Genomic DNA, 24,014 nt, shown 5'->3' with positions numbered 1-24,014 from the left:
TAAAATCCCCCACACATATTGAATATGTTGACGTGTTCTCAAAGTCCTGAAACGATCGTTGTGGTGATCGTCGCTTCATATTCTTCTTCTGGTACAATCTCGCCCAGACGTTTCCCATCAATAATCATTTCTGCCCGAAGAGTACCTGAAGTTAGAAAGCCGTTGGCATCAGGTAATCCAGTCAAAACCCGGGCCTCGATGGGGCCATATTCTGGTTCAGGTTGTTCAGGATTAAGGAGTCCATACGCAATAGAGTTTGTCGCATTTATCATCGTAGTTGGTCCGCCTGTAACACTGAGTTCAATCGCGCGAACAGGTAAGACATATGGAGCAGAGCCGTTTTCCAAACTTGCAGTAAAATGAGAATATTTTTGATTAACATGAAAACCCGCACCACTTCCTGTGATATTGAGGATTTCAAAGGCGTTAGAAACAGAGGCTTCAAAGAGTAAATCGGCCACTAACTCATCATGGAAAGTCACTCGTCCAAAGTCAATATCTGGTGTTTTAAGTAGGCGCAAACGCTCATTCTCAGGAACAGATGCAGAAACGTCCACACTGGCTCTGCCGTCTAACTGTGTTTCAGGATCAAATTCCGCAGCAATAGCCCGCTCTCCTGGCCCACTTGCCAGCAAAGCAGCTAATCCTACATAATATAATTTTTTTAACATTAGCACCTTTCTATCTCCTATTCTCAAATCCTCTATCGAGAAAAAGATTAAGTATGTTCGTCAAAACTTGGAAGAACAACTCCCTTAAGACAAGGTTTAACTCTTAATCTCTTTCCCAATAGCATCAAAAATCAGTGTTTACTGATTTTTGATTCAATCCATATTACGTTAAGGTTGCGGCGGAACATTTTGCAAGCTCCATGTGATTGTGGATGTGTAAAGTGCTTGTCGCGCTGCACCGCCAGGAACCATTAATCTTATCGAGGTACTCGCGTGTTCTGGATCCTCCTTGTCAGTTCCCAAATCGGTTGTACCAAAACGCAAAAGGCTTGTCCCTGTTCCATGATCTTTTTCGGCCCAGAGAACATTCTGTGATGCACCCGGAGCAAACGAAAGTGTATGCTCCTCAGTATGACCGTTTGCAGGTTTAGGAGAAGATGACATTATTGTTCCATTGTACCAACTTAGTTCAGCCCCTGCCAAAACTGCATTCGCATGTTGAGGAGCATTAGAAGCTACCGTAAACTCTGTCGCCGATACTTGTAGTGTCCACCCTTCAAGCGAGCCTCTGTTGTCCGTTACTTGAACATAATTTGGTCGATTACCGCTACTCGTAGGTTGAAGGCGTGCATACAGAGTTCGGTCAGTGGCTGAAATAGGATTTGTCGTGCCAAAGTGGAAGTTAGAGGCAAAGTCAATCGATAGTGGGCCTAGAGTAGCAGGTCCTGTCGGAGGTCCAGGTTCTTCCGGTTCTTCTGGATCAATTGGTTGCTCTGGGTCTTCCGGATCCACTGGATCAGTTATATCACTTCCCTCAGTAAAACCAACCGCTCCCCAACCCGGATAAGTTGCTACTTCAGCTGCTTCTGCCACTTCTCCAACTGACGGTGCTAATATGCCTACAGCAATAAGCGCCAAAACTGATGATGACATAAGTTTGACTTGTTTCTTCATAGTGTTTCCCTTCTATTTTTAAAGTGAATCATTATTATATATATTTAATTTCCCGGTATCTCTGAGAGTATCCAGGTAAGTGTTGCTTGATAAGTATGGTTTTGGCGATTTGTTCTGATTGGGACAAGGAGTTGAACATCACGATTAAGAAGGGCGGTGTTTACTTCTCCCTTCTTACTGTATAAGTCCATTTCGACAAGATGATTCCCCCAACGAATAGTAGTTGTCCCCGTTCCACTGCCTTGTTCAGCCTGAGCAATGACTACAGAATCTTCCCCTTGACCTAAGAGCGAGGGTGCTCTTGGCTGATTAGAAGGTTGATAACCAACCACTACGGGATTGTACAATAAAATATCTGTAGCTTGAAGTGCCTGCTTGTTTCCATCATAAAATCGTATCGTTTTTTGTAACTTTAAAGTCCAGCCTTCAGCTGTACCACGTTGGTCTGTGACCTGAATAAAATTAGGCGTAATGGTGGACTGACCGTGTTCATCCCTAAGATACTGGGGCTGAGCATAATAAAATACTTTTTCTCCATCCTCCCTGTACATTTTAAACACAAACTCTGAGACATAGTCGATGCTTAGACTACTTCCTGTACCCTGTGAAGATGTTCTGTTTGGCTTCTGTATTTCCTCTGGAAGAGGGCTCATAGGCTGTCTAGCTAAATCACCAGGTCCAGGATGTAAAGGCTGTATAAGACCTGTACCACGCTGAAAACCAACACCTCCTCCTGTCTCATATGGCTCCATTGCCTCTACTGAAGAAGATAGGAAAGGTTGTACTACAACGAGTGAAACAAAGCTCGTTTTCAATGTTTTCTTTAATCTCATTCTCTTTCCTCTCAGTTTTTAATGTTTTCTTTTAAGCCCTGTAAGTCTTAAGGATTTCCAGGGGTAAGGGAAAGCTGCCACTCCAGGTACGTCATATAGGATGCCGAACGCTGTACTGTTGAACCAGGAATCATGAGAGATATAGGACCAAAACGCGGGCGATTCCCAGACTCACCTCCTCCACCAATCCCCATCCGAAAGATATCGTAATACCCTTTTTCAAATAAATCGGGAAGATGATTTTCAAGTTTGTCATCGGGAATATCCGTCACAGTCTCATAGATGGTATTTCCATCGTCATCAAGTATGGGGGCACCGTTTTCATCTAAGGAAGGACGAGCAAACTCTTCTGTATATTCTGCTAAATCACTTACCGTTCCTACAGAGTAATGCCAAGTCATCAAACCTTCGCCTGGATGAGCAACGATGACAGGTTGAAAGCGATTATTAAGTGTGATACTAGGGATTACTTCGCTTGGCTCGACCCATAGGTCTGGTGCATCAGCACTAGTATGGCCACTGGTAAATTTCAACTCTGCACCAATCAGAAAATCACCAGCCTGAGCAGTCGTTTCCTCTGGTGGATTGCCAAGAAGAGCAGTCCACATAAACTGATGAGCTTGCCTCACAGAAAGTGTCCAGCCACCTTGTTCAACCTCTCCTCGCCGATCAGTCACTTGTGCAAAGTTTGGAAAAAGTTCAAAGGCTTCTCCTATATTATTTCCTTCCTCATCAAGACGATGTGCTGGAAAGGGCCGAGCATAGTAAACTCTTTTTTTTGTAGAAACATCACCTTGGCCAAAAACAATACCTGAAACAAAATCAATTGATAATGCTCCAGGAGTACCTGGTTGTGGAGCAGGCATTCCTGGCGGAATAACAGGTTCTATTGGTGAAGTGGGTAAGTCTGGATCAACTGGTCCTACTTGACCACTCCCTGGCGCGAACTGAATGGCTCCCCACGAACGATAATTGGGCAATGCAGAGTTCTCTGCCAAAACTGTCACGGAATGCACTGCCACCATTATTACTGTTAATGCTAGTACAGTATATTTGAGAATCTTTTTATTCATAGTTCTTCCTTCTCTTATCATTTTCACTGCTACTTCTTAGTTTCTAGGTACGTCAGAAAGTGTCCATGTGAATAAACTCTGGTAGCCGGCAGAACGTTGTGCTGTTATACGTGGCACATGGAGAGTAATTGGCCCAAAACGAGGGGCTTGCCCCTTGTCCATCCTATAGTTGTCATAATAGCCTGCTTCAATAAACTTACTGAAGTCGCCTCCCCCTTCCTCTATTTCATCTAACATGTCCTCTGTAATCTCTGGTGGAAGGGGATTTCCCACAGCATAATGCCACGTCCCTTTACCTTGACCCGTATTCGCAGAAAGCACTGGAGCAGAAAGAACTCCCGGAACTAGGATGGTTGACACCCCGCCTGCATAATTCGGAACAGTCTCATCCGGTCTATTGTGTCCAGTTGTTGTACGTCCATGTGAAAAAGTGAGTCTTGCACCAGCTAAGAAGTCTCCTGGTCTTCCCTCTGCTTCACCAGTAACATCAGGTGAAGCCCCTACCCAGCGAAACTGCACATCTTGTCTGACACTCAACATCCATCCTTCCACATCAGGGCGTCTATCTGTTATCTGCACAAAGTTTGGAAAAAACTCTTGTTGCGCCTTTTTCCCATTCTTCTTGGAAATTGTAGCAAGCATAGGACGGGCATAGTAGGTACGATCTATGCGATCAATAGAACCTTGTCCAAAGTAAAGATTTGATACAAAGTCAATCGAAAGTAGCCCACCTGTCGGTTGTCCAGGCTGTTCTGGGATAATCGGTTGATAAGGATTGTCTGGATCAACAGGTCCAACGATTAAATCATCTTTCTCAAAGATAATCTTTGCAGTATTGGTTGTACTTCCTGCTCCTGGCAAAGTCGTAGCAACTGCTGGAGGAACTGTCGTATTTATTGATAAAGTTAGCAATACCAAAATCGTTGATTTCAATAATGTAACTAACATTACAAAAACCTCCTTTTTATTCCGCAGATGTAAAATTATTTTTACATACAATTAACTATATCTTAACATTTCTTAATAGTTTGGCAAAATAATAAGCCTCGAATATTCTCTAGTGACAGATAGAAATCCCCTGCTGTAGAGGATGCGAGACTATTAATTTTTTATTGTATACAATATTATTCTTTTGGAATTTTAGGAAGCTCTTGATTTTCTAGCTGTGCTCTAAGTGCTGCAATTTCAGCCTCTTTCTTAGCTTTTTCCTCTTCTTCTTTCTTCTTACGACGTTTCCAAAGTATGAACCAGATAAGCAATAATATCAAGAGAAGAAGTAAGCCTATAATTAACCATTTCAACCATGAACGATTCTCCGGCTCAATCGTCACATCACGTTCGTTGAAGTCATCGGCTTGTGCTCCAGTAATGGTAAATTCGCGCTCAAACCTCCACTCATGACGATAGGTAACCTCCTCTCCTTCTCTGTTTGTAGCTGTGTAATCCCCCTGATCATCTTTGGTACCATTTACAGTCATAGTCATCAGGTACCGCCCAGGTCGCAAGCGATCTCCCTCTAGTGAAATCGGAAAATCAAAGTTGGTATTGGGAGCCATTTGCATACGGTCTTGATTGACAGAATATACAATGTCGGGATTGTCAATACCTTGTACTTTGGCGTTCACATGCATTCGATTAAGAAAAGTCATTTTAGGATTTTGTAAGTTGACATTAATGACATTGCGATAATTGACTTGTCCAGGAGCTACATTATGCAACTTTAAATCTGGCTCAACTGTATTTTTATTTTGACGCATCAAGAGTGCTATCACGAAGGCAAAACGATTTGTCACAGCAAGCCCTTCCTGATCTGAAGGGACTACTTCCTCCTCTTTGATTTTCTCACGATAAGTAAGACCCCCGACAAGTTGACCATCAAATTTCTCATTAGGCATTTCTAGTTCAATATTAACCGTCTTTTCAGAATGCGCTGGTAAGGTAATTTCACGCTCAGCATTAATCAAATCGTCATAATTGAACCTCAGTGACTCGTCTGGTTCAATGTCGTTAGGCGAATATTCAACAACACCATTAATATTGGTTGTAGCAGAGGTAACATCTTGCTCTATCGTCATCTCACGATTAGTATCATTTTTCAGTGTCACTGTAACGGTTTGCTTCTCCCCAGGCTCTAAAATAAGGTCAAAAAAAGAATGCTCACTTGCGCGATTATCTAGGTCTTTAACATTCGCCGTGGCTGAAAATCCAAGCTGACTTGCTTTCACACTGTCTCTCGGTAATATTATCCCTAAAGTCATCAACAGCGATATGCTAACTATAAAAAATTTTTTCACATCTATCTCCATATTCGTCATTTTATAAAAGTGCAGTCTCATAACAGACCAGTACTTCTACATTGAGTTATCAGTTTGTTTTTTTCTCCCTTTAAACACAGCAAAGGAAAACAAACTGATAATGAAAAAAATACTTGCTGCAATCACAAAGATTTTCGTAATTTGGGGCTGGTCATGAACTGGTTCTGCTGTTATATTATCTTCATTATCGACTATTAAAGTGTATTCAATTCTTTGCTCCTTCTCCTCTTCTGGGATTTTCACACGCATACTTAACTTATACTCCTCTCCTCGTTCAAGCCGTTTTTCATTATTCAAAGGAAGGGTAATTTTTGCTTGTGGTACAATAACACCTTGTCTGGTCTTAAGTTCGGAAACTTTTTCGCCTGAATCAGCAGTAATCACCGCATCCACACTAATACCAGAAAGAATTCGGTGATTAGGATTAATCAACTGTAATGTTTGTGCAGCGACTTCTAACTTACCCAAAGAAAGTTTTAAAGAGGAAGCTTGTACTTCTCCAGTATCTAGCACTAATGCAAAAGCTCTATTATAAACATTGAGAATCCCCCCTGTACGTTCTGCTTCCTTAGTATGACGACTTACATTAATACCACCTATAGCTTGACCTGATAGCTCTTGAGAAAGAGAAATTGTGATAGGGATACGCCTTCTTTCATACGGTGCGAGAGTAACTTTTATTTTCTCTCTTGTTCCCTCTTCTCCGATTTTCACATTCTTGTAAAAATCAAAAGAAGGCGCTCTATACAAATATTCTTGACTTTCCCTGTTCTCTAAACTGTAGTCAATAACTAAATTTTCATTAGTTATTGCTTGATTTGCAGATATATCAAAAGTATTTTCAACTTTACCATTGGTGATTTCAATGTAGAGGACGAACTCTTTTTCATCGCTAATATCCAACCACCAGTAAGATAAATCTTTCCTGTTTTGCTTCTGGGCTTCGCTTGGTATAGCTTGGGCACTAAAATCCATTGCCTGATTATCAAGTCCTTCCTCAGCTTCAGCTTTTGGTGCCAGGACTAGCATTGCACATCCTAAAATTAACAGAACAATCTTTTTCATCTTGTCAATCCCGCTCGAAAATTTCTTTAATGTATCTTTTTTTAATATTTAATTTATATTATAACAAAACAATTACTCAAACCCTTCTATTATGATTAATGACAAGAATATTTGACACAGTTCACAGCAGCAAAAATTACTGTAAGAGGCTATAATATACAACAAATAGGTTATTTTTGTTGTTTAAGATACAAGTAAAGGGGAAATGTACTAACATGGCTAAAATAAATGATTTACGTGTCTTAAGAACACGAAAAATGATTACACAAGCTTTCTTTTCTTTATTAAGAAATAAAAAATTTGAAAAAATTTCTATTCAAGAAATTGCTGATGCTGCAATGATTAATCGAGCAACTTTTTATGCCCATTATGCCGACAAGCAAGATCTTTATGACAGTTTGATTGACACTTTTATACTGGACTTTATCAAAATTTTAGACGAGCAAAATCCCGTGGATGGCACTGATGTTTATGTCAACGATATCGAGGAGATGTTGGCGCGCTTCTACGATTTTGTACGTCAAAATCCAGAGGTAGCCCAGATTGTGATTGATAAATCACAGGACCAAACGATTATTAATCGCTTTATCGAGATATTAACCGAGCGTTATACCGAGCTTTTCGATAAGCTGGAAATTCGTGAACATGATGTACGAGTGCCTAGTGATTTTGTCATCAGCTATATTACTTCTATCTTGGCTGGAACACTTAAATGGTGGGTTTCTTCGTCAAGTACTATGAAATCAAGTGATTTTGCGCATCTCATTGTTAAATTGATTTCCAATGGTCATTTGACTGTTTTAGGTGTTAATATAAAGTCATAAATGTTCTGTTAGGTGAAGAAAAAGCAGATTTCACCAGTAAAATCTGCTTTTTCTTCACCTATTTCTTTATAAAAAATCGCGCAAAATATAAGGTTATTTTACGCGTCAGAGTACTCTATCTCTCATTATTTATATATTATTTGCTCAGCAAACCGACTGCCGCCTCATCAGCAATAACAACAACATCTGCATGTTTTTGCAGGATTGATGCTGGCATAGCTTCCGTGATTTTACCTTCAACCATACCTTTGATTGCTTCTGCTTTTGATTCACCGTAAGCCATCAAAACGATAGATTTAGCTGTCATGATTGAAGCAATCCCCATAGATATAGCTTTACGTGGCACATCTTCCTCATGTTTGAAGAAACGTGCATTTGCTTTGATTGTACTTTCTTGGAGGTCAACCACGTGTGTTGTTTCTTCAAATGAAGTTCCTGGTTCATTGAAACCGATGTGACCATTTTGACCAATACCAAGAATTTGGAAATCAATAGGATGCTCAGCAATGATTTGATCATAGGCTTTCGCTTCCGCTTCCAAGTCTAATGCTTTACCATTTGGTAAAAAGTTTTCTTTGAAAGGTTTTTCGTTAAAAAGATGCTTGTTCATGAAGTAATGATAAGATTGTTCATCAGAGCCATCAAGTCCAACATACTCATCCAAGTTTACTGAGGTCATATCTGAAAAATCCAGATCCGATTTAACAATTTGATTATAAAATTCAACTGGCGTTGACCCCGTAGCAAGACCTAAGGTTTTAGCACCATTGTCCATAGCTTCTTTGAGTAAGTCAAAGCCGACTTTTGCACCTTCAAGTTGATTTTTAACAGTGATAACTTTCATGAGAGAGTCTCCTTTTCCGAATTGGTATATACACATTATAAACTTAATTCATTTCCTTGTCAACAATAAAATTATGTTTTTAAATAATTTTTCAAAAGAAAACTTTTCTAAAAGTGGTATAATATGAAACAGCTGCATATTTCATATCTCATGAAGATGAAAGGTGGAGTATGTCATCCTCTCTCCCAAATAAGAAAGGCTGTCTTGAAAGTTTTAACTTTTATAAATGACAAGGAAAATATATTTTGAATATTAATGATTTTGACTTTAATTTACCAGAAGAACTCATCGCACAAACACCACTTGAAAAACGTTCTGAATCACGTCTCCTAGTACTTGATAAGGAAAGTCATTCTATGGAAGACAAGCACTTCTACGATATTGTGGATGAGCTTAATCCCGGAGATGCACTCGTACTTAATAATACACGCGTTCTCCCTGCACGTCTCCATGGTATCAAGCCTGAAACTCATGGGCACGTTGAACTTCTCCTGCTCAAAAATACAGAAGGAGATCGCTGGGAAACTTTAGCTAAGCCTGCAAAACGTATGCGTATTGGGCAAGAGCTTTCTTTCGGTGATGGCCGCTTAAAAGCAACCGTTGTTGAAGAATTGGAACATGGCGGACGTATCGTTGAATTTAGTTACGCTGGTATCTTCCTTGAAGTGCTAGAGAGCTTAGGTGAAATGCCACTTCCACCTTATATCCATGAAAAATTAGAAGATAAAGAACGTTATCAAACCGTCTTTGCAAAAGAAAATGGATCTGCTGCTGCACCAACTGCTGGTTTGCACTACACACCTGAGTTATTAGATAAAATTCGTGCCAAAGGTGTTCATGTTGTGGAACTTACCTTACATGTAGGCTTGGGAACTTTCCGACCAGTGAGCGTTGATAATATTGAAGAACACCATATGCATAGTGAATTCTACCAACTGTCTGAAGAAGCTGCTGAAACACTTCGTGCTGTCAAAGCTTCTGGGCATCGTGTGATTGCTTGTGGCACAACCTCTATCCGTACTTTAGAAACGATTGGGACAAAATTTAATGGAGACATCCAAGCAGATTCTGGCTGGACAGATATCTTTATCAAACCCGGTTATCAATGGAAAGTAGTTGATGCTTTTAACACAAACTTCCACTTGCCAAAATCTACGCTCGTTATGCTAGTCTCTGCTTTTGCAGGTCAAGAATTTATCCTAGAAGCTTATCAGCATGCAATTGATGAGCATTATCGCTTCTTCAGTTTCGGGGATGCCATGTTCGTGAAATAAATGAGTTTTCTTAATTTAGCACTCACTAAGGATTTTATTTCTATTCTTTCAGATGGACAGATTACAGAAAATGGACAAGCTATCCGCACACATTTCAAAAAATTTTATGTAAGTCCAAATGGCTTTTTAGTAGGAATTACCGGTTTCCATAAGATAACCGAAGAAATCCTTGTACAAATCCATTATCAACCGCACCTAACACCCCTAGAAGCTCAGGAGTTCCTCCTCAGCGCACTGCTTCGCTATAAGGATAAACGATCAGCTTTAACTAAAAAAGTCGCTTACAATGCTGTTATCGCCTTCTTTAATAATGGCCTGCCCCAGGCAAAAACTTATCATATAGAAGACGGGAGTCTCACGACTAAAGACTATCTCGGTTCAAGTTTAATTTCCTTTCCTCCTGATGATATTGACTTTGACCCTAATAAGCTAATCAGTACTTGTCTTAAAGATGGACAGTATCCTCTGCCTAAAATACAGTTATTGCAGCGCAATGCTCTTTATCGGGTTGCTGAAAGTTCCCAAACTGTTAACAAAACTATTTTTCAAGAAATAATAAAAAGTCGAGAAAAATGAATTTCTCGACTTTTTAAGTAGCCTCAATCAGTAGTAGAAAACTTTTTATTGAGAGTGTTAAGATAAGTAAAATTGTAAATTTTTACACATTGCCTACAATTCAACAATATTTAAAGATCTGTGATTTTATCACTTCTTTTTCTGTTATAATAAAATTGAAAGCGCTTTTAATTATTGTAGGGTTGTTCAACCAGAAAAAATTTTATTTCTGAAAAGAGGGGAAACACATGCACAAAATTTTAAAGAAAACTATTATTCATTGCCTAGCTTCAGCTGCTTTTCTGTCAGCGATAGCTCCAGCAACAGTAAAAGCTGTTCAAACTGATGAAGTAGATACTTCCACCAATGCAGTAGCTTTACAAAAATTAACCAAACAGCAACAAGAAATTATGGATGGCATGCGGCAAAAAGAACAAGAATATGCCGCATATGGCGATGCAGCTTCCGTTGTAGCTGATGAAAAAGCTACCGCTCGTTCAGCATATGGGGCTTGGAGTTGGCGTGATGGGGTAATAGCTGTAACAGATGCAGGTTCTAGTCTATTAATAACAAATTCGTGGCATGCAGGGATTGTTGCACCACAAAAAAAATATGTGGTTGCCGAAGCAGAAGGTGTTGGTAAAAAAGTTAGGCTGGCAAGTGGAGATTGGGGAACGAAATTTAGAAATAACAGAGTATGGCAGATGGGAGTCAAAAAAACAAGTATCGCACAAGATTATAATGCAGGAAAGTGGGCTGGTCAACAGGTTGGAAAGCCTTATAATTTAAACTTTTGGAATATTAAACAAAAAAATAGTTTTTACTGCTCTCAATTAGTTTGGGCTGCATATTATTACACTGCAAGAGTAAATTTAGATAAGACTGATAATAATATCGGTTCTGCTTGGGCAGTGCACCCAGGCGAATTTGTCTCAAATCCACTTACAGTTTTAATCTACAGGAATAAATAAATGAAGAAAAAAATATTTAATTCTTTACTTCTTTTATCATGTTTAGCCGCAGTGGTTCTGGGAATCAAAATCTTATTTTTCAATAACAAAGAAGCTAACTTTAAAATTGCAAGCAATGCTGATTTCTACATCGTATCCAATAACAATATCAAATCATATAAAGTTGAAAATAATACACCAAAATTACTTCATACTGACAAATTAGCTATTGCAGAAGATGTAAATGGTTGGTTTTCAAAAGGAGAAATTCAAAATAGATATCTGATTTTTTCAGAAGGACATTCTAAAAGTGCTAAAAAGAATGAAAATATCTTATCAATAGACTTTGAAAAGGGAGAAGTAGTTAAACGTAGCTCAAATAAGTATGCTTATACAGGTGCAGGTTCCACTACTGATTATTACTATACTTTCCAAGCAACAGGAGATGATGGTTTTCTCTACTCTTTTGACAAAAATGGAAAAGAAATTGATTCGTATAAGTTTACTTCATCAGCGTTACCCTCTACACAATTTACTGGTAGCAAGGGAAAATTGTACATGATAATCACACAAGAAAATCAAAAAAGCAAAATATTTGAAAGTTCTTTATATACTTTCAATGATGGAAACAATCTAAAAGTACTTGAAAAACAGAATATAGATGACAATAGTGAATATCTCTATGATTTTACTTCTTTAGAAAAAATTGAAGAAAATTTATATTCGCCTGTTACCTCTCGTCGTAACAGGAAAACTTTCGAAGTTACACCTGATAATAGAATCATGAAATTTGATTTGAAGAACAATGAAAAAAGCTTTATCACATTAAAAGAAAATTATCCCAATCTTATTTATAAAAGTAAATCTGAAAACTACTTGATAACTGTACACGAACCTAATATGCTACAAAAATCAGGTTTTTCAGTTATAAATACCAAAAATAACGAAAACTATTTTGTTGATGTTAGTGATATATTAAATTCTAAAATTTATGAGGAGAGTAATATTTGGACTTTAAATACTACAAAAGACAATAAACTAATTATTTTAGCAGGAAATTCAGTACTCCTTTATGATTTAGATAATAAAACATTATTATCTGAAACAAAAATTTTTAATGATAATACAGAAACTCCCTTACATGTTTGGACAAAATGATGCCACAATCAGACTATAATATCTGGATTATTTTTGCTCTCTCCTCTTGAACTCTGTCGCTTGGCTAGTGCATTTCTTAATCTTCTCTAGTAAGTTTTTGCCCCAAGTAGTAATTCTCGCTAGCAGGCAGTCTCGTAACAAAGATTATATAGAGGCTCTCATTCGTCGCGCGCAGTATTTCTAAAATCGCTTAAGACACAAAATATGAAACCCTAAGTATAAAAAAGCAGCTGAACTCTTTTCATTCAGCTGCTTATAATTTTATTTCAAATTGTATAGTTTTTTATAAGTTCCTTCCGTTAGGACTAAGCTACTCAAAAATCAAGAACACTTGGTAAATACTAAACAACTTCCCAAGAATTGGAAAACTTTTATCTATTATTATTTCGAAAAATAAGGGTTCGTTTTGAAAAGGATATCGAGGAGCGCAACACCAACTGCTGCCACAATAATCGCCTTAATAATAGCTCCAAGAATAAAAGGTGCAAAGCCCATGCCAAAGGCTGTTCCCCAAGATGCGCCGATAAAGAATTTCAGCCACACAGTACCGAGAACAAGGATCAAAAACTGAGCAAGAAGGTTTGTCAGTAAAATGGAGAAAAATTTTCGTTCAGTCTTTTGTAAAAAATACGAAAGGAGAGGTGCAACTATTACAAAGGAGAATAAAAATCCACCTGTTGGTCCAAATAAAGCACCAATCCCTGAAGCTCCCCCTGCATAAACAGGTAAACCTACCGCTCCTAACACGAGATAGATAAGCAATGCAAAAAAACTCTCACGTGGCTGCAGCAAAGTTGCAACGAGCCCAACGGCTAATGTTTGAAGCGTAATAGGTACAATCCCTGCAGGAATAGCCAGAGGAGAAAGCACTGCAATAATTGCTGCTCCTAAGGCAATAAGAGTAATAGAATAAGTTTTAGAAATCTTCATAAAAAGTCCTTTTTGTTTTATGAGTAAAATTATATCAGCTTTTACACCTGGTTTCAAGAAACGATATGTTTTTAGTCTCACAATTTCCAATCTGGCTAAAATAAGCCTCTGCTTGGATGCTCAAAAAGCTGGTATAGTCATTATTGAATAGTTGAAATTTTCTTCAATTAGTAATGGGACCAGAAGTTACGATAGAACCTTTGCCATCTAATTCGATGACATAATCACTAATTTTTCGTATAAAAGGATCGTGAGTCACTATTATCACTGTTTTCCCTTTTGTTACTTCATCACTTAGTAATTTTAACATTATATTTCGATTTTCTATATCCAAAGAACCTGTAGGTTCATCTGCTAAGATTAGCTCGCTCTTTTTTAGCAAGGCTCTAGCTAAGGCAACTCTTTGCTTTTCACCGCCAGATAAACGAAATACTTTTGTTTTTAAGGGTTGGTCTATGTTGACCTGATTTAAAACTTCTCTTATTTTTTCTCTTTTCTTTTTAGAAGACAGCTGAGTATAAAATAAAGCTGCCTTCAAATTTTGCTCGATATTCTCATCTTCAATCAATGCAAAGTTTTGAAATAAATAAGAAATTTTATTCCGACGATACAGCAATGACTTTTTACTGTTTACGATTGGAGCGAATTTTCCAAACAAATAATAACTTCCTTTGTCATAGTCATCAATCATGCCGATAATATTCAAAAGTGTGGACTTGCCTGACCCACTGGGACCATAAACTACAACTAATTGTTTTTCTGGAATTTGTACATTAATTTTATCAAAAAGTATTTTTGCACCATAGCTCTTTTCCATATCTTTTATTTCTATCAGCATGTGTTTACTCTCCTTTGAGGATATTCAATAAATCTTTTTTCTCTGTTCTTTTCAATATTCCTGTGACTATAGCGAGCTCCATAATAATATAGATCATGAGCAGCTCTATGAGCGTTTGATCTGCTCCATTCATTTTAGCATTTACAAAACCAATAATATATTGAAGAACAATTAAGGCGACGAGTGGGAGATAAGTTCTTATCCAAGAACATCCCAGTGAACGATATACGCCTATTTTTTTCTGTATGTTATGACATAAAAAACTACTGTAGAAATTATCATGCAGGCAAATAATATTACCGAAAATAAATTGATAAAAAAGTAATTGATTGGATTACCTACCGTCAGTAATAAGGTGGTTTTCTTTATATCTTTTGCATTAATAAATGATGGATACATAGAAAGGTGAGCATCTTCTTCTAAAGCATGTCTTAACTTTTTATAAATACTTTCTTTCGGTTCTGTTAAGGGGATTAACATCGCATAGGGATTTTCTAAAGAGGGAACAAGATTTTCTCCCGTATTATTCTCTGGTGTATACACGATAACAATATCAGCTGAAACTTTTTTTATCTTATCCGCATATACAGTTACTCTCTGATCCTCCTTAATGTCATAAAATTTTATCGAAGAGGTAAAACCGGGCCGCGATTTAAATGTATTCGCTATTTTATTTTTTATATCGCTTGTTTTCATGAACTTATCTGCGATTAAAAGAACCATATTTCCTTCTTCACGAGAAATATTTATGGGTTGGTTATGCTTGTCTAGGATAGGATGTTTTTTTAAGTAGTTTATATTAACATCTGTCGTTCTAAGACTTTCTAAACCTATTTGTGAAGACAAGTTATTTTCGGAAGCATGGATTCCACCTAACTCTTCTTGTATGCGTATCAATTTATTATAATAAGTTGGTTCAGCTAGATTTTCTTTAAAGCCAATCATTGGTGCATATAAGGCGCCATAATCAGAGAGTTCTGTTTTACTTAAGTCTAGCGACTGGTGAACGAGAGTGACCAAACCCGAGAGAGTGGAGAGACTTATGGCGAAGATTATCGTTTTTACAAGGTAAAGAAAGATATGACTATATTTAAAGAATGATTTATTATTGACTTGATTAACAATAGACACTCTAGCCACAATCCATACTGCAAATAAAGTTATGACCGCACTTATCATAAAGATTAATAGACTAACTTTAGCATAATCAAAACTAAATTTTTTTAAAATAAAAATTGTTGCCACTGCGTACGTTGTGGCAAATACCCCAACCATCTTTTTTATAAAGATAAAATTAGCTATATCAATATTCTCAAAACCACTAAGTTTATAAACAGCTATTTTCTTATTATTTTCAGCCAGCCAAACAAATAAAAATATAAAATAAAAGATTAGCGAAACAGTAATAACAATGCTCAAATTGTCATTGGTTAAGATTAGGGGAGGGCTTTTAGAAAAATCAGAGGGATTTTTTTCTAAAGCCTCTGGCGTAATCTCAATGCCATATTTTTGACTTAATGTCTGAGATAAATTAGTCATAAACTTACTTTTCCCCGAATCTGCTGACTTATAAAGAAAGCTCCCTTCGTGAAATTCTTCAAAGCTCAAACTGCTAAAATTTTTATAGTTAATAAAAGAAGTTACACCATGTGCTGATAATTTCTTGTCTTCATGTGCTAATCCATAGAAGGTAATTCTAGATATATTTGACAAAAAATCTGCCTTTCCCTTGTCATCATGTACAACTCCAATATAAGATGTTCTAATACAAAAGAGAGTATCACTTTCTTTTGATACTCTCTCAATAGTATTTACTATATCTTGATAGTTTCCCTTTGAACTTGGAACAGAGCTAACATAAAACTCTTCATAGCCATTCAGATTGTATTCTTTCTTGATTTGGTTATCTACCCAATCATTTTTAATCATAAAAGCCAACGATAAACTCATCGTTACATATAAAGCCAGAATCATTCCTTTTAAAAGTTTACTCAGCATCTGTATAGTTTACCCCACAAATCTAAATTTGATTGATTACACTTTTCCTCCAGGTGCGATTGGTCCACCGTTGTAGGCGCCGTTCCATGCGCCTTTTACCCAAGTAACAGAAGTTTTTTTAGGTGTCACCCAAGAATTTCCGCCTCCATTATAAGCATTACCTACTCTAGCCCAGCCCGTATGTGAAAAAGAGTAGTTCGTATATTGGGTCGTTGCAGTTCTGTTCCCCCAGGCCGTGTTGGGATAAATGGATGAAGTTACCCAATAAACTCCAAATTTAGTATGGATAGCTGCAAATGCTAGCGTTTGAACGAGAAACAGACTAAGAATTAAAGTTGTGAATAAAGCTCTTTTTTGTCTCTTGCTCTTAGGTCTTCTCTGGTAATCATATAACGCTTTTCTTTAAATTATCTATTCATCCTCATAGTAACACATATGTAATCATAATGCAAACGCTAACAAAAAAATGAAATCGATGAAACTTTCGACTCCATTTTTTCTTTTTAACATTTATTGCTGTTTTTTAGCAGTTACTGTTCAAACCGCTTTTCCCTTCCGATATTCATCTATCATGTCCATAAAGTCATCAAATAAATAGCTGGCATCATGTGGTCCAGGCGCGGCATCAGGATGAAATTGAACCGAAAATGCTGAATGGCGCTTATGACGGATACCTTCAACCGATTTGTCATTGATTTCCACATGAGTAATCAATAAATCTTCGGGCAAATCTTCGGCTGATACAGCATAACCATGATTTTGACTGGTAAAGTCAATTCTTCCAGTCGCAATTTCTTTCACCGCATGATTGAAGCCACGGTGCCCGAACTTCATCTTATAGGTCCTTGCTCCATTGGCCAAACTGAAAAGTTGATGGCCCAAGCAAATCCCAAAAATAGGAAGTTCCCCCTGAATACGCTGAATCATCTCCACAGCCTGTGGGACATCCGTTGGATCCCCAGGACCATTACTCAGCAAGACACCATCTGGATGCATAGCCAAGATTTCTTCTGCTTCTGTGTTATAAGGAACAACTGTAATATCACAATTGCGCTTTGAGAGTTCTCGCAAGATTGAATGTTTAAGCCCAAAGTCAACAACTACCACCTTTCTTCCTGTGTTTGGCGAGGAATAAGGTGTTAAAGTGCTGCTTTTCTCCACTTGATTATTGGGTAAAACAGTTGCTTTAAGTTGACTCATCTGATGTTCAAGATCATCTTTGGTATTGACCAAGGCTGCTTTCATAGTTCCGTGCTGACGAATAATTTTTGTGAGTGCCCGTGTGTCAACTCCAGTGATTCCTGGAATATTTTTGGCTTTCAAAAATTCATCCAAGGACATCTGAAGTCTCCAGTTGGAAGGACGACGTGCTGCTTCACTGACAACAATTGCCTTACAGCTTGGATGAATGGATTCATAGTCGTCTCGGTTGATGCCATAATTCCCCACCAATGGATAGGTAAAAGTCAAAATCTGTCCATTGTAAGATTGATCAGTAATGGATTCTTGATAGCCTGTCATGCCTGTGCTAAAGACGAGTTCCCCCGTTATATCCGTGTTGGCACCAATTGATTCTCCCTCAAAGATAGTCCCATCTTCCAATATTAACAGTCGCTTCATAGATTCCTCCGATAATTCCTCGCTCAGTTACGCAATACAGCCTCCAAAATGGCCATACGTGTATAAACGCCATTTGTCATTTGTTGAACAATGCGACTCTTCGCGCACTCAACTAGACTATCAGCTATCTCAACATCACGATTAACCGGTGCTGGGTGCATGATAATTGCTGTATCACGAAGCTGTTTCGCACGTTCTACTGTCAAGCCATAACGTTCATGGTAATCTTCTTTTGAAATGATATCTCCAGCAGTGTGACGTTCGTACTGTACACGAAGTAACATGTGCACATCCAGCTCCGGCAAGATATCATCAAGATTGGCATAGGTGCCGTAGGCACCAAATTCTTCTTCGTTGTACCACTTTTCAGGACCCGTGAAATAAAGTTGTGCCCCTAGCCTATTGAGCATCATCATATTTGACTTAGCAACGCGAGAGTGCGTCAAATCACCAGAGATGGCAATCTTTAGTCCTTCAAATTTACCAAATTCTTCATAAATCGTCATCAAATCAAGCAAACATTGGCTAGGATGCTGACCACTGCCGTCTCCGCCGTTCACAATCGCACAGCTAATACTGTCGGATTGAATCAACTGTTCATAGTATTGTTCTTCAGATGAGCGAATGACACAGACTTCCACGCCAAGTGCATCTAGTGTTAAAATAGTGTCATACAACGTTTCCCCTTTACTAAGTGCACTTGTGCCTACATCAAACTCCAGCACGTCTAATCCAAGTTTACGCTCTGCGATATGGAAAGAGTTGTGCGTCCGCGTGCTGTTTTCAAAAAAAAGATTGGAAGTGAAAATTTGACGCTCGTTTTCAAATTTCGCTGTCCCTTTTTTAAACTCAGAAGCACGTTTGATTAAGCCCATTACTTCTTCTGTTGATAAAACTTCCATGCTTGTCAAATGCGACAAGCTCACTAAACCATTTGTTACTGACATTACAGGTCTCCTTTACCCTCATCGCACTCTCTCTGTAGTGCGATTTTTTTAAATGTTGACGAACGACGATAAGTTGCTCTGAGTGTTATTGTTTCCCGGAGCAAAACTTTATATTAAGCTTCCTCTGGTAAAACCAGGTTCAGCACAATACCAATGATTGTTGCAATAGCTACAGATGAAATCTGTAAGTTTTGCGTAATTTCAAGAACCATACCACCAATACCGATGACCAAAACGACACTTGAGATTAATAGATTACGTTTGATATCAAAGTTAATCTTATTTTCTACAATGATTTTCAACCCACTTGCAGCGATTACCCCGAAAAGAGCGATTGAAGCACCACCAATAACCGGGCTTGGAATGGAGGTCAACAAGGCTGTAATTTTTCCTACAAAGCTGACCACAATAGCCAAGACTGCCGCACCTGCAATCACATAAATTGAGTGAATTTTTGTAATGGCCATAACACCAATGTTTTCACCATACGAAGTAACTGGCGGCGCCCCAAGGGCTGAGGCAATAACTTGTGCCACACCATCACCAGCTAAAGTACGGTCAAGTCCTGGATCTTTGAAATAGTCTTTGCCTGTCAAAGAATTCAAAACCATGATATGACCAAAATGTTCTGTCATTGTGACAAAGGCGATTGGCCCCATTGTCAAGATAGCAGACGGATAAAAAGCCCATTTATAGTTTAAAAAGGGAATTTCCATCGCTGGAAGTGCCAGCCAGTTTGCATGTGATACATTATTAAAATCTACAATAGTTTGCCCTGTTATTTTACCAATAATGATAGCCGCAATATAGCCCGTGACAATCCCGAGCAAAATAGGAACTACTGATAGAAACCCCTTCCCGTAGATGCTGAAAACAACGATAGCCATGACGGTAATCATCGAGATAATCAAGAAAGGTAAGCTATAGCCTGTCATCGCTCCAGGATTTGTGTACATGGAGTCATTGATGGCTACAGGTGCAAGTGAAAGTCCAATAACCATAACGATAGGTCCTACAACGATTGGTGGAAGCACCCGATCAATCCAGCCCTGTCCAGCAAAGCGGACGATGAGGGCAACGAGTAAATACACTAGACCGCCTGTTAAAGCACCCTGAGCAATGGCTGGCATCCCCCCTTGTTTCATTAAAAGCTGCATTGCTCCGATATAGGCAAAGCTAGAACCCATATAGGCCGGAACCTTAAACCGTGTTACTGACATATGAGCCAAGGTTCCTAAACCTGAACTGAGTAAAGCAATGGCTGGATCAATCCCTACAAGGATTGGAACCAAAACCGTTGAACCAAACATGGCAAATAAATGCTGGAAAGATAAGCCAAACCATTGACCGCCTTTTGGCTTTTCATCAACTTTTAAAAGAATATCTGTATTACTTGCCACACTTATGCCTCGTCTTTCTTAATCAAGATACTATCTACACCATCTATTTCTGCCATATTCACAATTATTTCCTCATCTTGAGCTGTTGGAATATTTTTTCCAACATAATCCGCACGAATTGGCAATTCACGATGCCCACGATCGACAAGCACCGCAAGCTGCACACGTGCAGGACGTCCACGTTCTACTAAGCCATCGATTGCTGCACGAATTGTACGTCCTGTATAAAGCACATCGTCCACCAGCACAATATCTTTCCCAGTAATATCAACGTTGATTTCTGTTGTATCTTCTGTCGCTTTCTTATCATCACGGAACGGACGTGTATCCAACTCACCTAAAGGCATATCAATATTTTCCAATTGTGTTAAGCGCTCTTGGATACGTTGTGCCAAGTATACACCACGCGTTTTAATTCCGATAAGGACTAATTTGTCTAATTCCTTGTTTCGTTCAATAATTTCATAGGTAATACGTGTAATCGCACGTTTCATCGTGATTTCATCGATGATTTCTTTTTTTGCCATAAAACACTCCAATATAGAAAAATTCCCTAGTCCAAGGGCTAGGGAAGGCATCAGAAAATACTCTATAATATACTTTAATTAAGTTCATTCAAGATTCTGACCTTGCCTGCCTCTCTGGACACACTTAAAGGTTATAGAGATTATAGCAAATCCTTGATTTTTTTGCAAGAATTTATGATTTCAAGTTTGGAAAAACTACCTAGGCATTGAAAATTATCATTTTTCTAAATTACGCCATCAACAATATATTAAAAAGTCGAGAAAGTCATTTTTCGGCTTTTTTGCAGAATACAGGACACGCTCTCTTCTACATGTCATAGTATTCGAGAAAAATTATGCTATATTGTTCAATAGTTCCATAAAAACTGCACCTGTATTGATTCTAAATATCACTCAAAGCTTCACCACAAAAGCTTCATAAGGTCTGAGTGTACTTCCTTTCAAGTTTATTTGACCATCAGAATAGTTATGAATAAGAATTTCTTTAACTGTTCCCTCTGTTGAAAATGAGTTGTTCTTCGCACTAAAATTAGCAACAATTAGCCACTTTTCTCCCATGTAAGAACGTACATAAGCAAAAACTTCTTCTTCTGTTTCTGTTAAAAGTTCAAATTCCCCCCAAATAATTAAAGGGTTCTCTTTACGTAGGGCAATCAATTTTTGATAGGTATAGAAAATAGAATTTTTATCTTTTAGAGCAGCTTCAACATTTATTTGCTTATAATTCGGATTCACAGCTAACCAAGGCTTGCCTGTTGTAAAGCCTGCATTATCTTGTGCATTCCACTGCATCGGTGTACGTGCATTGTCACGTCCTTTGGCATTGATTGAAGTCAAAATCTCCTCTTTACTGTAGCCTTCCTCCAATCTTTCATAGTACATATTCCGACTTTCGATATCATCAATTTGTTGGATATCAGTTACGGGGCTATTGGTCATCCCAATCTCTTCCCCCTGATAGATATAGGGTGTCCCTTTCATCATGTGCAACAAAATTGCTAGCATTTTAGCAGATTCTACTCGATATTCTTTATCGTTGCCCCAGCGTGAGACAATCCGCGGCAAATCATGATTATTCCAGAAAAGAGAATTCCAGCCTTCATCTCCAAGTTCTGTTTGCCATTTACTAAAGACTTCTTTTAATTTTGAAATCTCTAGCGGAATCAAATCCCACTTGCTTTTTCCTTCTGCTTCGTCTAAGCCGATATGTTCAAATTGAAAGACCATCGAGAGTTCTTTGTTGGCGGAGTTAGAATATTGTTTCGCGATTTCAGGTGTTGCGCCCCAAGTCTCTCCCACCGTTAGGAGATTTTTTCCGCCAAAAGTTGCTTGGTGCATTTCTTTTAAATAATCATGCAGCTTTGGTCCATTGCCTGTTATGCCCTTATCTGGCTGTTTTCCTATAAGATCAATAACATCCATACGGAAACCACCGATGCCTTTGTCTATCCAGAAATTCATCATGTCATAAACTGCCTGACGTAGTGCTTCATTTTCCCAGTTCAAGTCGGGTTGCTTTTTGCTAAATAAGTGTAAGTAATATTGGCCTGCTGTCTCATCCCACTGCCAAGCTGATCCCCCAAATAGCGATTTCAAATCGTTAGGCAGACTGCCATCCTCAGCTGCATCTCGCCAAATATAATAGTCCCGATATTTACTTTTTTCAGATTTTCTCGCTTCGATAAACCATGGATGCTCATCACTGGTATGGTTAACAACCAGATCCATAATAATCTTAATCCCGCGCTTCTCTGCTTCAGAAATCAATGTTTCCATATCTGCCATCGTTCCGAACTCATCCATGATTGATTCATAATCTGAGATATCATACCCATTATCATCATTAGGTGATTTATAAACTGGGCTAAGCCAAATGCCAGTGATGCCTAATTTTTCCAGATAATCTAGACGAGAAATAATCCCTTTAATATCTCCAATCCCATCACCATTACTGTCTTGAAAACTACGAGGGTAGATTTGATATATTACTGCTTCTTGCCACCAATTTTGTTTATCCATGATTCACCTCTCTTTTAATGCAAACGGTTGCTTAAAATTATGATAGCATTTTTAAGCAAAATGAGCAACAAAAGAGAGCATTAATTTTTTCGAAAAGGCTGCTCACTTTTTCTTCAAAGCCAGCAAGTGAGAATATTCCAAGTCATATGTTGCTAAGTCAATCCCGAAAACTTTTTCTTGCTTTTCCAAATCATAGACAAGAAGATTTTTCCAAGTCAATATCCAAACTTTGCCGTCTTTATCAAAGTCAACATTAATGAGTGTATCATCTGTAGAGTAGTTCTCCATGAGTGATTCATTAAGTGCTAAGCGACTGATTTTTTGGGTGTCTATGTCGTAGAAGCTTATTATCATTGATGTATCAAAACTGTCATTCGTATGACTTATAGCTAAAGTTTTTTCGTCATTGGAGACTGCTATTTTATGAGGTTCAGCTTGCCCCAAGCTAACTTCCTTACGTGCCAAGCTATCTTTATCAAGAATGACTAATTTATCTTGTGAAGTGGGTTCATAGGGGTTGCTTTTCAAGCGGTCCCCTGTATTTGTCAGGTAAAATTTATTCCCTATTAATTTCATATCCAGAAAACCTTCTGAGTTTGCTACAGCAGCACTTGCATTGGCGATTAATCTTTCATCTACCTTCTTTAAATTATTTTTATCAAAAGTCACAAGATTATTGTGTGTGTATTTATCTCCTTCATTCATCACATTATTCAAAACATAAAGATATTTCTCATCCGTTGCTGCAGCATGCATCACATTACCAGCTGTATCTGGGAATTTAAATTGCTTTTTTAGTGTTTTGGACTTATCATATTTGTGAACCGAACCTCCTCCAGGTTGACTGGTCATGGGATAGTAAAACTTGCCATCAAATCCTGCACCTGTGATAGGCCCTTCGGGATATTCTGCTTTCGATAAGCTGCCTTTTTCAATATCTAAGCTAACGACTGTTTGTGGTCCTCTGGGCAAAGGGCCAGGTGTGAAATCTTCAAAAACAAAGAAATGATTATTTTTAGAAGCGGGTTGGAGACTATGGGTTGCAGTATCTTCTCCTAGCTTTGCTTTGTCTTCTGAACGTTTCTTTGCCCCCTCATCAGTCTTCTCAAAACCCACAATCTTTTTGGACGACATGATATAAAAATCAATTTTTTTACTTGTTTTAAAGCTTTGATCACCTTTAGGGGTATCTCTATAGCTTGAATTTATAATTTAAGTG

Annotated in this window: 23 protein-coding genes; 6 read left to right on the top strand and 17 right to left on the bottom strand. The window is 38.1% G+C overall.

The features are described from left to right. Nucleotides 1-38 precede the first annotated feature (38 nt). From B4H39_RS00115 to B4H39_RS00085, 7 genes are all read right to left on the bottom strand, one after another. Nucleotides 39-671: a hypothetical protein gene (locus B4H39_RS00115; protein WP_251421024.1), complete on the bottom strand. Its 633-nt coding sequence runs from the start codon at nucleotides 669-671 to the stop codon at nucleotides 39-41. A 168-nt stretch (nucleotides 672-839) separates the two neighbouring features. Further along, nucleotides 840-1,625: a WxL domain-containing protein gene (locus B4H39_RS00110; RefSeq protein WP_251421026.1), complete on the bottom strand. Its 786-nt coding sequence runs from the start codon at nucleotides 1,623-1,625 to the stop codon at nucleotides 840-842. Nucleotides 1,626-1,669: 44 nt separating this feature from the next. Further along, on the bottom strand, nucleotides 1,670-2,458 hold the full coding sequence (locus B4H39_RS00105) for a WxL domain-containing protein (protein ID WP_251421028.1): 789 nt from the start codon (nucleotides 2,456-2,458) through the stop codon (nucleotides 1,670-1,672). A gap of 47 nt (nucleotides 2,459-2,505) precedes the next feature. Next, entirely contained in the window at nucleotides 2,506-3,531 is a 1,026-nt protein-coding gene (locus tag B4H39_RS00100; protein WP_251421031.1) for a WxL domain-containing protein, read from the bottom strand. A gap of 36 nt (nucleotides 3,532-3,567) precedes the next feature. Further along, nucleotides 3,568-4,479: a WxL domain-containing protein gene (locus B4H39_RS00095; RefSeq protein WP_251421033.1), complete on the bottom strand. Its 912-nt coding sequence runs from the start codon at nucleotides 4,477-4,479 to the stop codon at nucleotides 3,568-3,570. Between the two features lie 176 nt (nucleotides 4,480-4,655). Then, nucleotides 4,656-5,825 (bottom strand): DUF916 and DUF3324 domain-containing protein, encoded by a 1,170-nt coding sequence (locus B4H39_RS00090; RefSeq protein WP_251421035.1) that lies wholly within the window; start codon nucleotides 5,823-5,825, stop codon nucleotides 4,656-4,658. A 57-nt stretch (nucleotides 5,826-5,882) separates the two neighbouring features. Then, entirely contained in the window at nucleotides 5,883-6,911 is a 1,029-nt protein-coding gene (locus tag B4H39_RS00085) for a WxL protein peptidoglycan domain-containing protein (RefSeq protein WP_251421037.1), read from the bottom strand. 215 nt (nucleotides 6,912-7,126) lie between these two features. On the opposite strand from B4H39_RS00085, the gene B4H39_RS00080 reads away from it, so the two are divergent. Next, the gene (locus tag B4H39_RS00080; RefSeq protein ID WP_251421039.1) at nucleotides 7,127-7,735 is read left to right on the top strand and encodes a TetR/AcrR family transcriptional regulator; all 609 of its coding nucleotides are present in this window, start codon (nucleotides 7,127-7,129) and stop codon (nucleotides 7,733-7,735) included. A gap of 136 nt (nucleotides 7,736-7,871) precedes the next feature. On the opposite strand, the gene nagB is transcribed toward B4H39_RS00080, so the two are convergent. Further along, nucleotides 7,872-8,579: a glucosamine-6-phosphate deaminase gene (nagB, locus tag B4H39_RS00075; protein WP_251421041.1), complete on the bottom strand. Its 708-nt coding sequence runs from the start codon at nucleotides 8,577-8,579 to the stop codon at nucleotides 7,872-7,874. A 245-nt stretch (nucleotides 8,580-8,824) separates the two neighbouring features. On the opposite strand from nagB, the gene queA reads away from it, so the two are divergent. From queA to B4H39_RS00055, 4 genes are all read left to right on the top strand, one after another. Then, on the top strand, nucleotides 8,825-9,853 hold the full coding sequence (gene queA / locus B4H39_RS00070) for a tRNA preQ1(34) S-adenosylmethionine ribosyltransferase-isomerase QueA (protein ID WP_251421042.1): 1,029 nt from the start codon (nucleotides 8,825-8,827) through the stop codon (nucleotides 9,851-9,853). Next, entirely contained in the window at nucleotides 9,854-10,429 is a 576-nt protein-coding gene (locus B4H39_RS00065) for a hypothetical protein (protein WP_251421044.1), read from the top strand. Between the two features lie 227 nt (nucleotides 10,430-10,656). Next, on the top strand, nucleotides 10,657-11,379 hold the full coding sequence (locus B4H39_RS00060; protein WP_202230848.1) for a YiiX/YebB-like N1pC/P60 family cysteine hydrolase: 723 nt from the start codon (nucleotides 10,657-10,659) through the stop codon (nucleotides 11,377-11,379). After that, complete coding sequence (locus B4H39_RS00055; protein WP_251421046.1) at nucleotides 11,380-12,516, top strand: hypothetical protein; 1,137 nt, start codon at nucleotides 11,380-11,382, stop codon at nucleotides 12,514-12,516. It abuts the gene before it with no gap. A 381-nt stretch (nucleotides 12,517-12,897) separates the two neighbouring features. Here the strand turns inward: B4H39_RS00055 and B4H39_RS00050 are convergent, their stop codons facing one another. Next, complete coding sequence (locus B4H39_RS00050) at nucleotides 12,898-13,446, bottom strand: biotin transporter BioY (protein WP_251421048.1); 549 nt, start codon at nucleotides 13,444-13,446, stop codon at nucleotides 12,898-12,900. A gap of 19 nt (nucleotides 13,447-13,465) precedes the next feature. Here B4H39_RS00050 and B4H39_RS00045 point away from each other — a divergent pair, with 19 nt between their 5' ends. Next, the gene (locus B4H39_RS00045) at nucleotides 13,466-13,597 is read left to right on the top strand and encodes a hypothetical protein (protein WP_277612224.1); all 132 of its coding nucleotides are present in this window, start codon (nucleotides 13,466-13,468) and stop codon (nucleotides 13,595-13,597) included. A gap of 12 nt (nucleotides 13,598-13,609) precedes the next feature. Here B4H39_RS00045 and B4H39_RS00040 read toward each other — a convergent pair whose 3' ends face one another. From B4H39_RS00040 to B4H39_RS00005, 8 genes are all read right to left on the bottom strand, one after another. Next, a complete protein-coding gene (locus tag B4H39_RS00040) occupies nucleotides 13,610-14,281 on the bottom strand; it encodes a putative bacteriocin export ABC transporter (RefSeq protein ID WP_251421056.1) in 672 nt (223 codons plus the stop codon). Nucleotides 14,282-14,515: 234 nt separating this feature from the next. Continuing rightward, complete coding sequence (locus B4H39_RS00035; RefSeq protein ID WP_251421050.1) at nucleotides 14,516-16,282, bottom strand: hypothetical protein; 1,767 nt, start codon at nucleotides 16,280-16,282, stop codon at nucleotides 14,516-14,518. 537 nt (nucleotides 16,283-16,819) lie between these two features. Next, the gene (locus B4H39_RS00030; protein ID WP_202230840.1) at nucleotides 16,820-17,902 is read right to left on the bottom strand and encodes a carbamoyl phosphate synthase small subunit; all 1,083 of its coding nucleotides are present in this window, start codon (nucleotides 17,900-17,902) and stop codon (nucleotides 16,820-16,822) included. 23 nt (nucleotides 17,903-17,925) lie between these two features. Then, complete coding sequence (locus B4H39_RS00025; RefSeq protein ID WP_202230838.1) at nucleotides 17,926-18,849, bottom strand: aspartate carbamoyltransferase catalytic subunit; 924 nt, start codon at nucleotides 18,847-18,849, stop codon at nucleotides 17,926-17,928. 113 nt (nucleotides 18,850-18,962) lie between these two features. After that, a complete protein-coding gene (locus B4H39_RS00020) occupies nucleotides 18,963-20,249 on the bottom strand; it encodes a uracil-xanthine permease family protein (RefSeq protein WP_394304442.1) in 1,287 nt (428 codons plus the stop codon). 2 nt (nucleotides 20,250-20,251) lie between these two features. Then, nucleotides 20,252-20,776, bottom strand: a complete 525-nt coding sequence (gene pyrR / locus B4H39_RS00015) for a bifunctional pyr operon transcriptional regulator/uracil phosphoribosyltransferase PyrR (protein ID WP_202230836.1) — start codon at nucleotides 20,774-20,776, stop codon at nucleotides 20,252-20,254. A gap of 393 nt (nucleotides 20,777-21,169) precedes the next feature. Next, complete coding sequence (locus B4H39_RS00010; RefSeq protein ID WP_251421052.1) at nucleotides 21,170-22,795, bottom strand: glycoside hydrolase family 13 protein; 1,626 nt, start codon at nucleotides 22,793-22,795, stop codon at nucleotides 21,170-21,172. Between the two features lie 102 nt (nucleotides 22,796-22,897). Further along, nucleotides 22,898-23,929, bottom strand: a complete 1,032-nt coding sequence (locus B4H39_RS00005; protein WP_251421054.1) for a YncE family protein — start codon at nucleotides 23,927-23,929, stop codon at nucleotides 22,898-22,900. Nucleotides 23,930-24,014 lie beyond the last annotated feature (85 nt).

It is taken from the genome of Lactococcus sp. UBA7128, assembly GCF_002492185.1.
Taxonomy (GTDB): Bacteria; Bacillota; Bacilli; order Lactobacillales; family Streptococcaceae; genus Lactococcus; species Lactococcus muris.
Note: the sequence above shows the minus strand (reverse complement) of the source record. Positions and strands in the feature narration are given on the sequence as shown.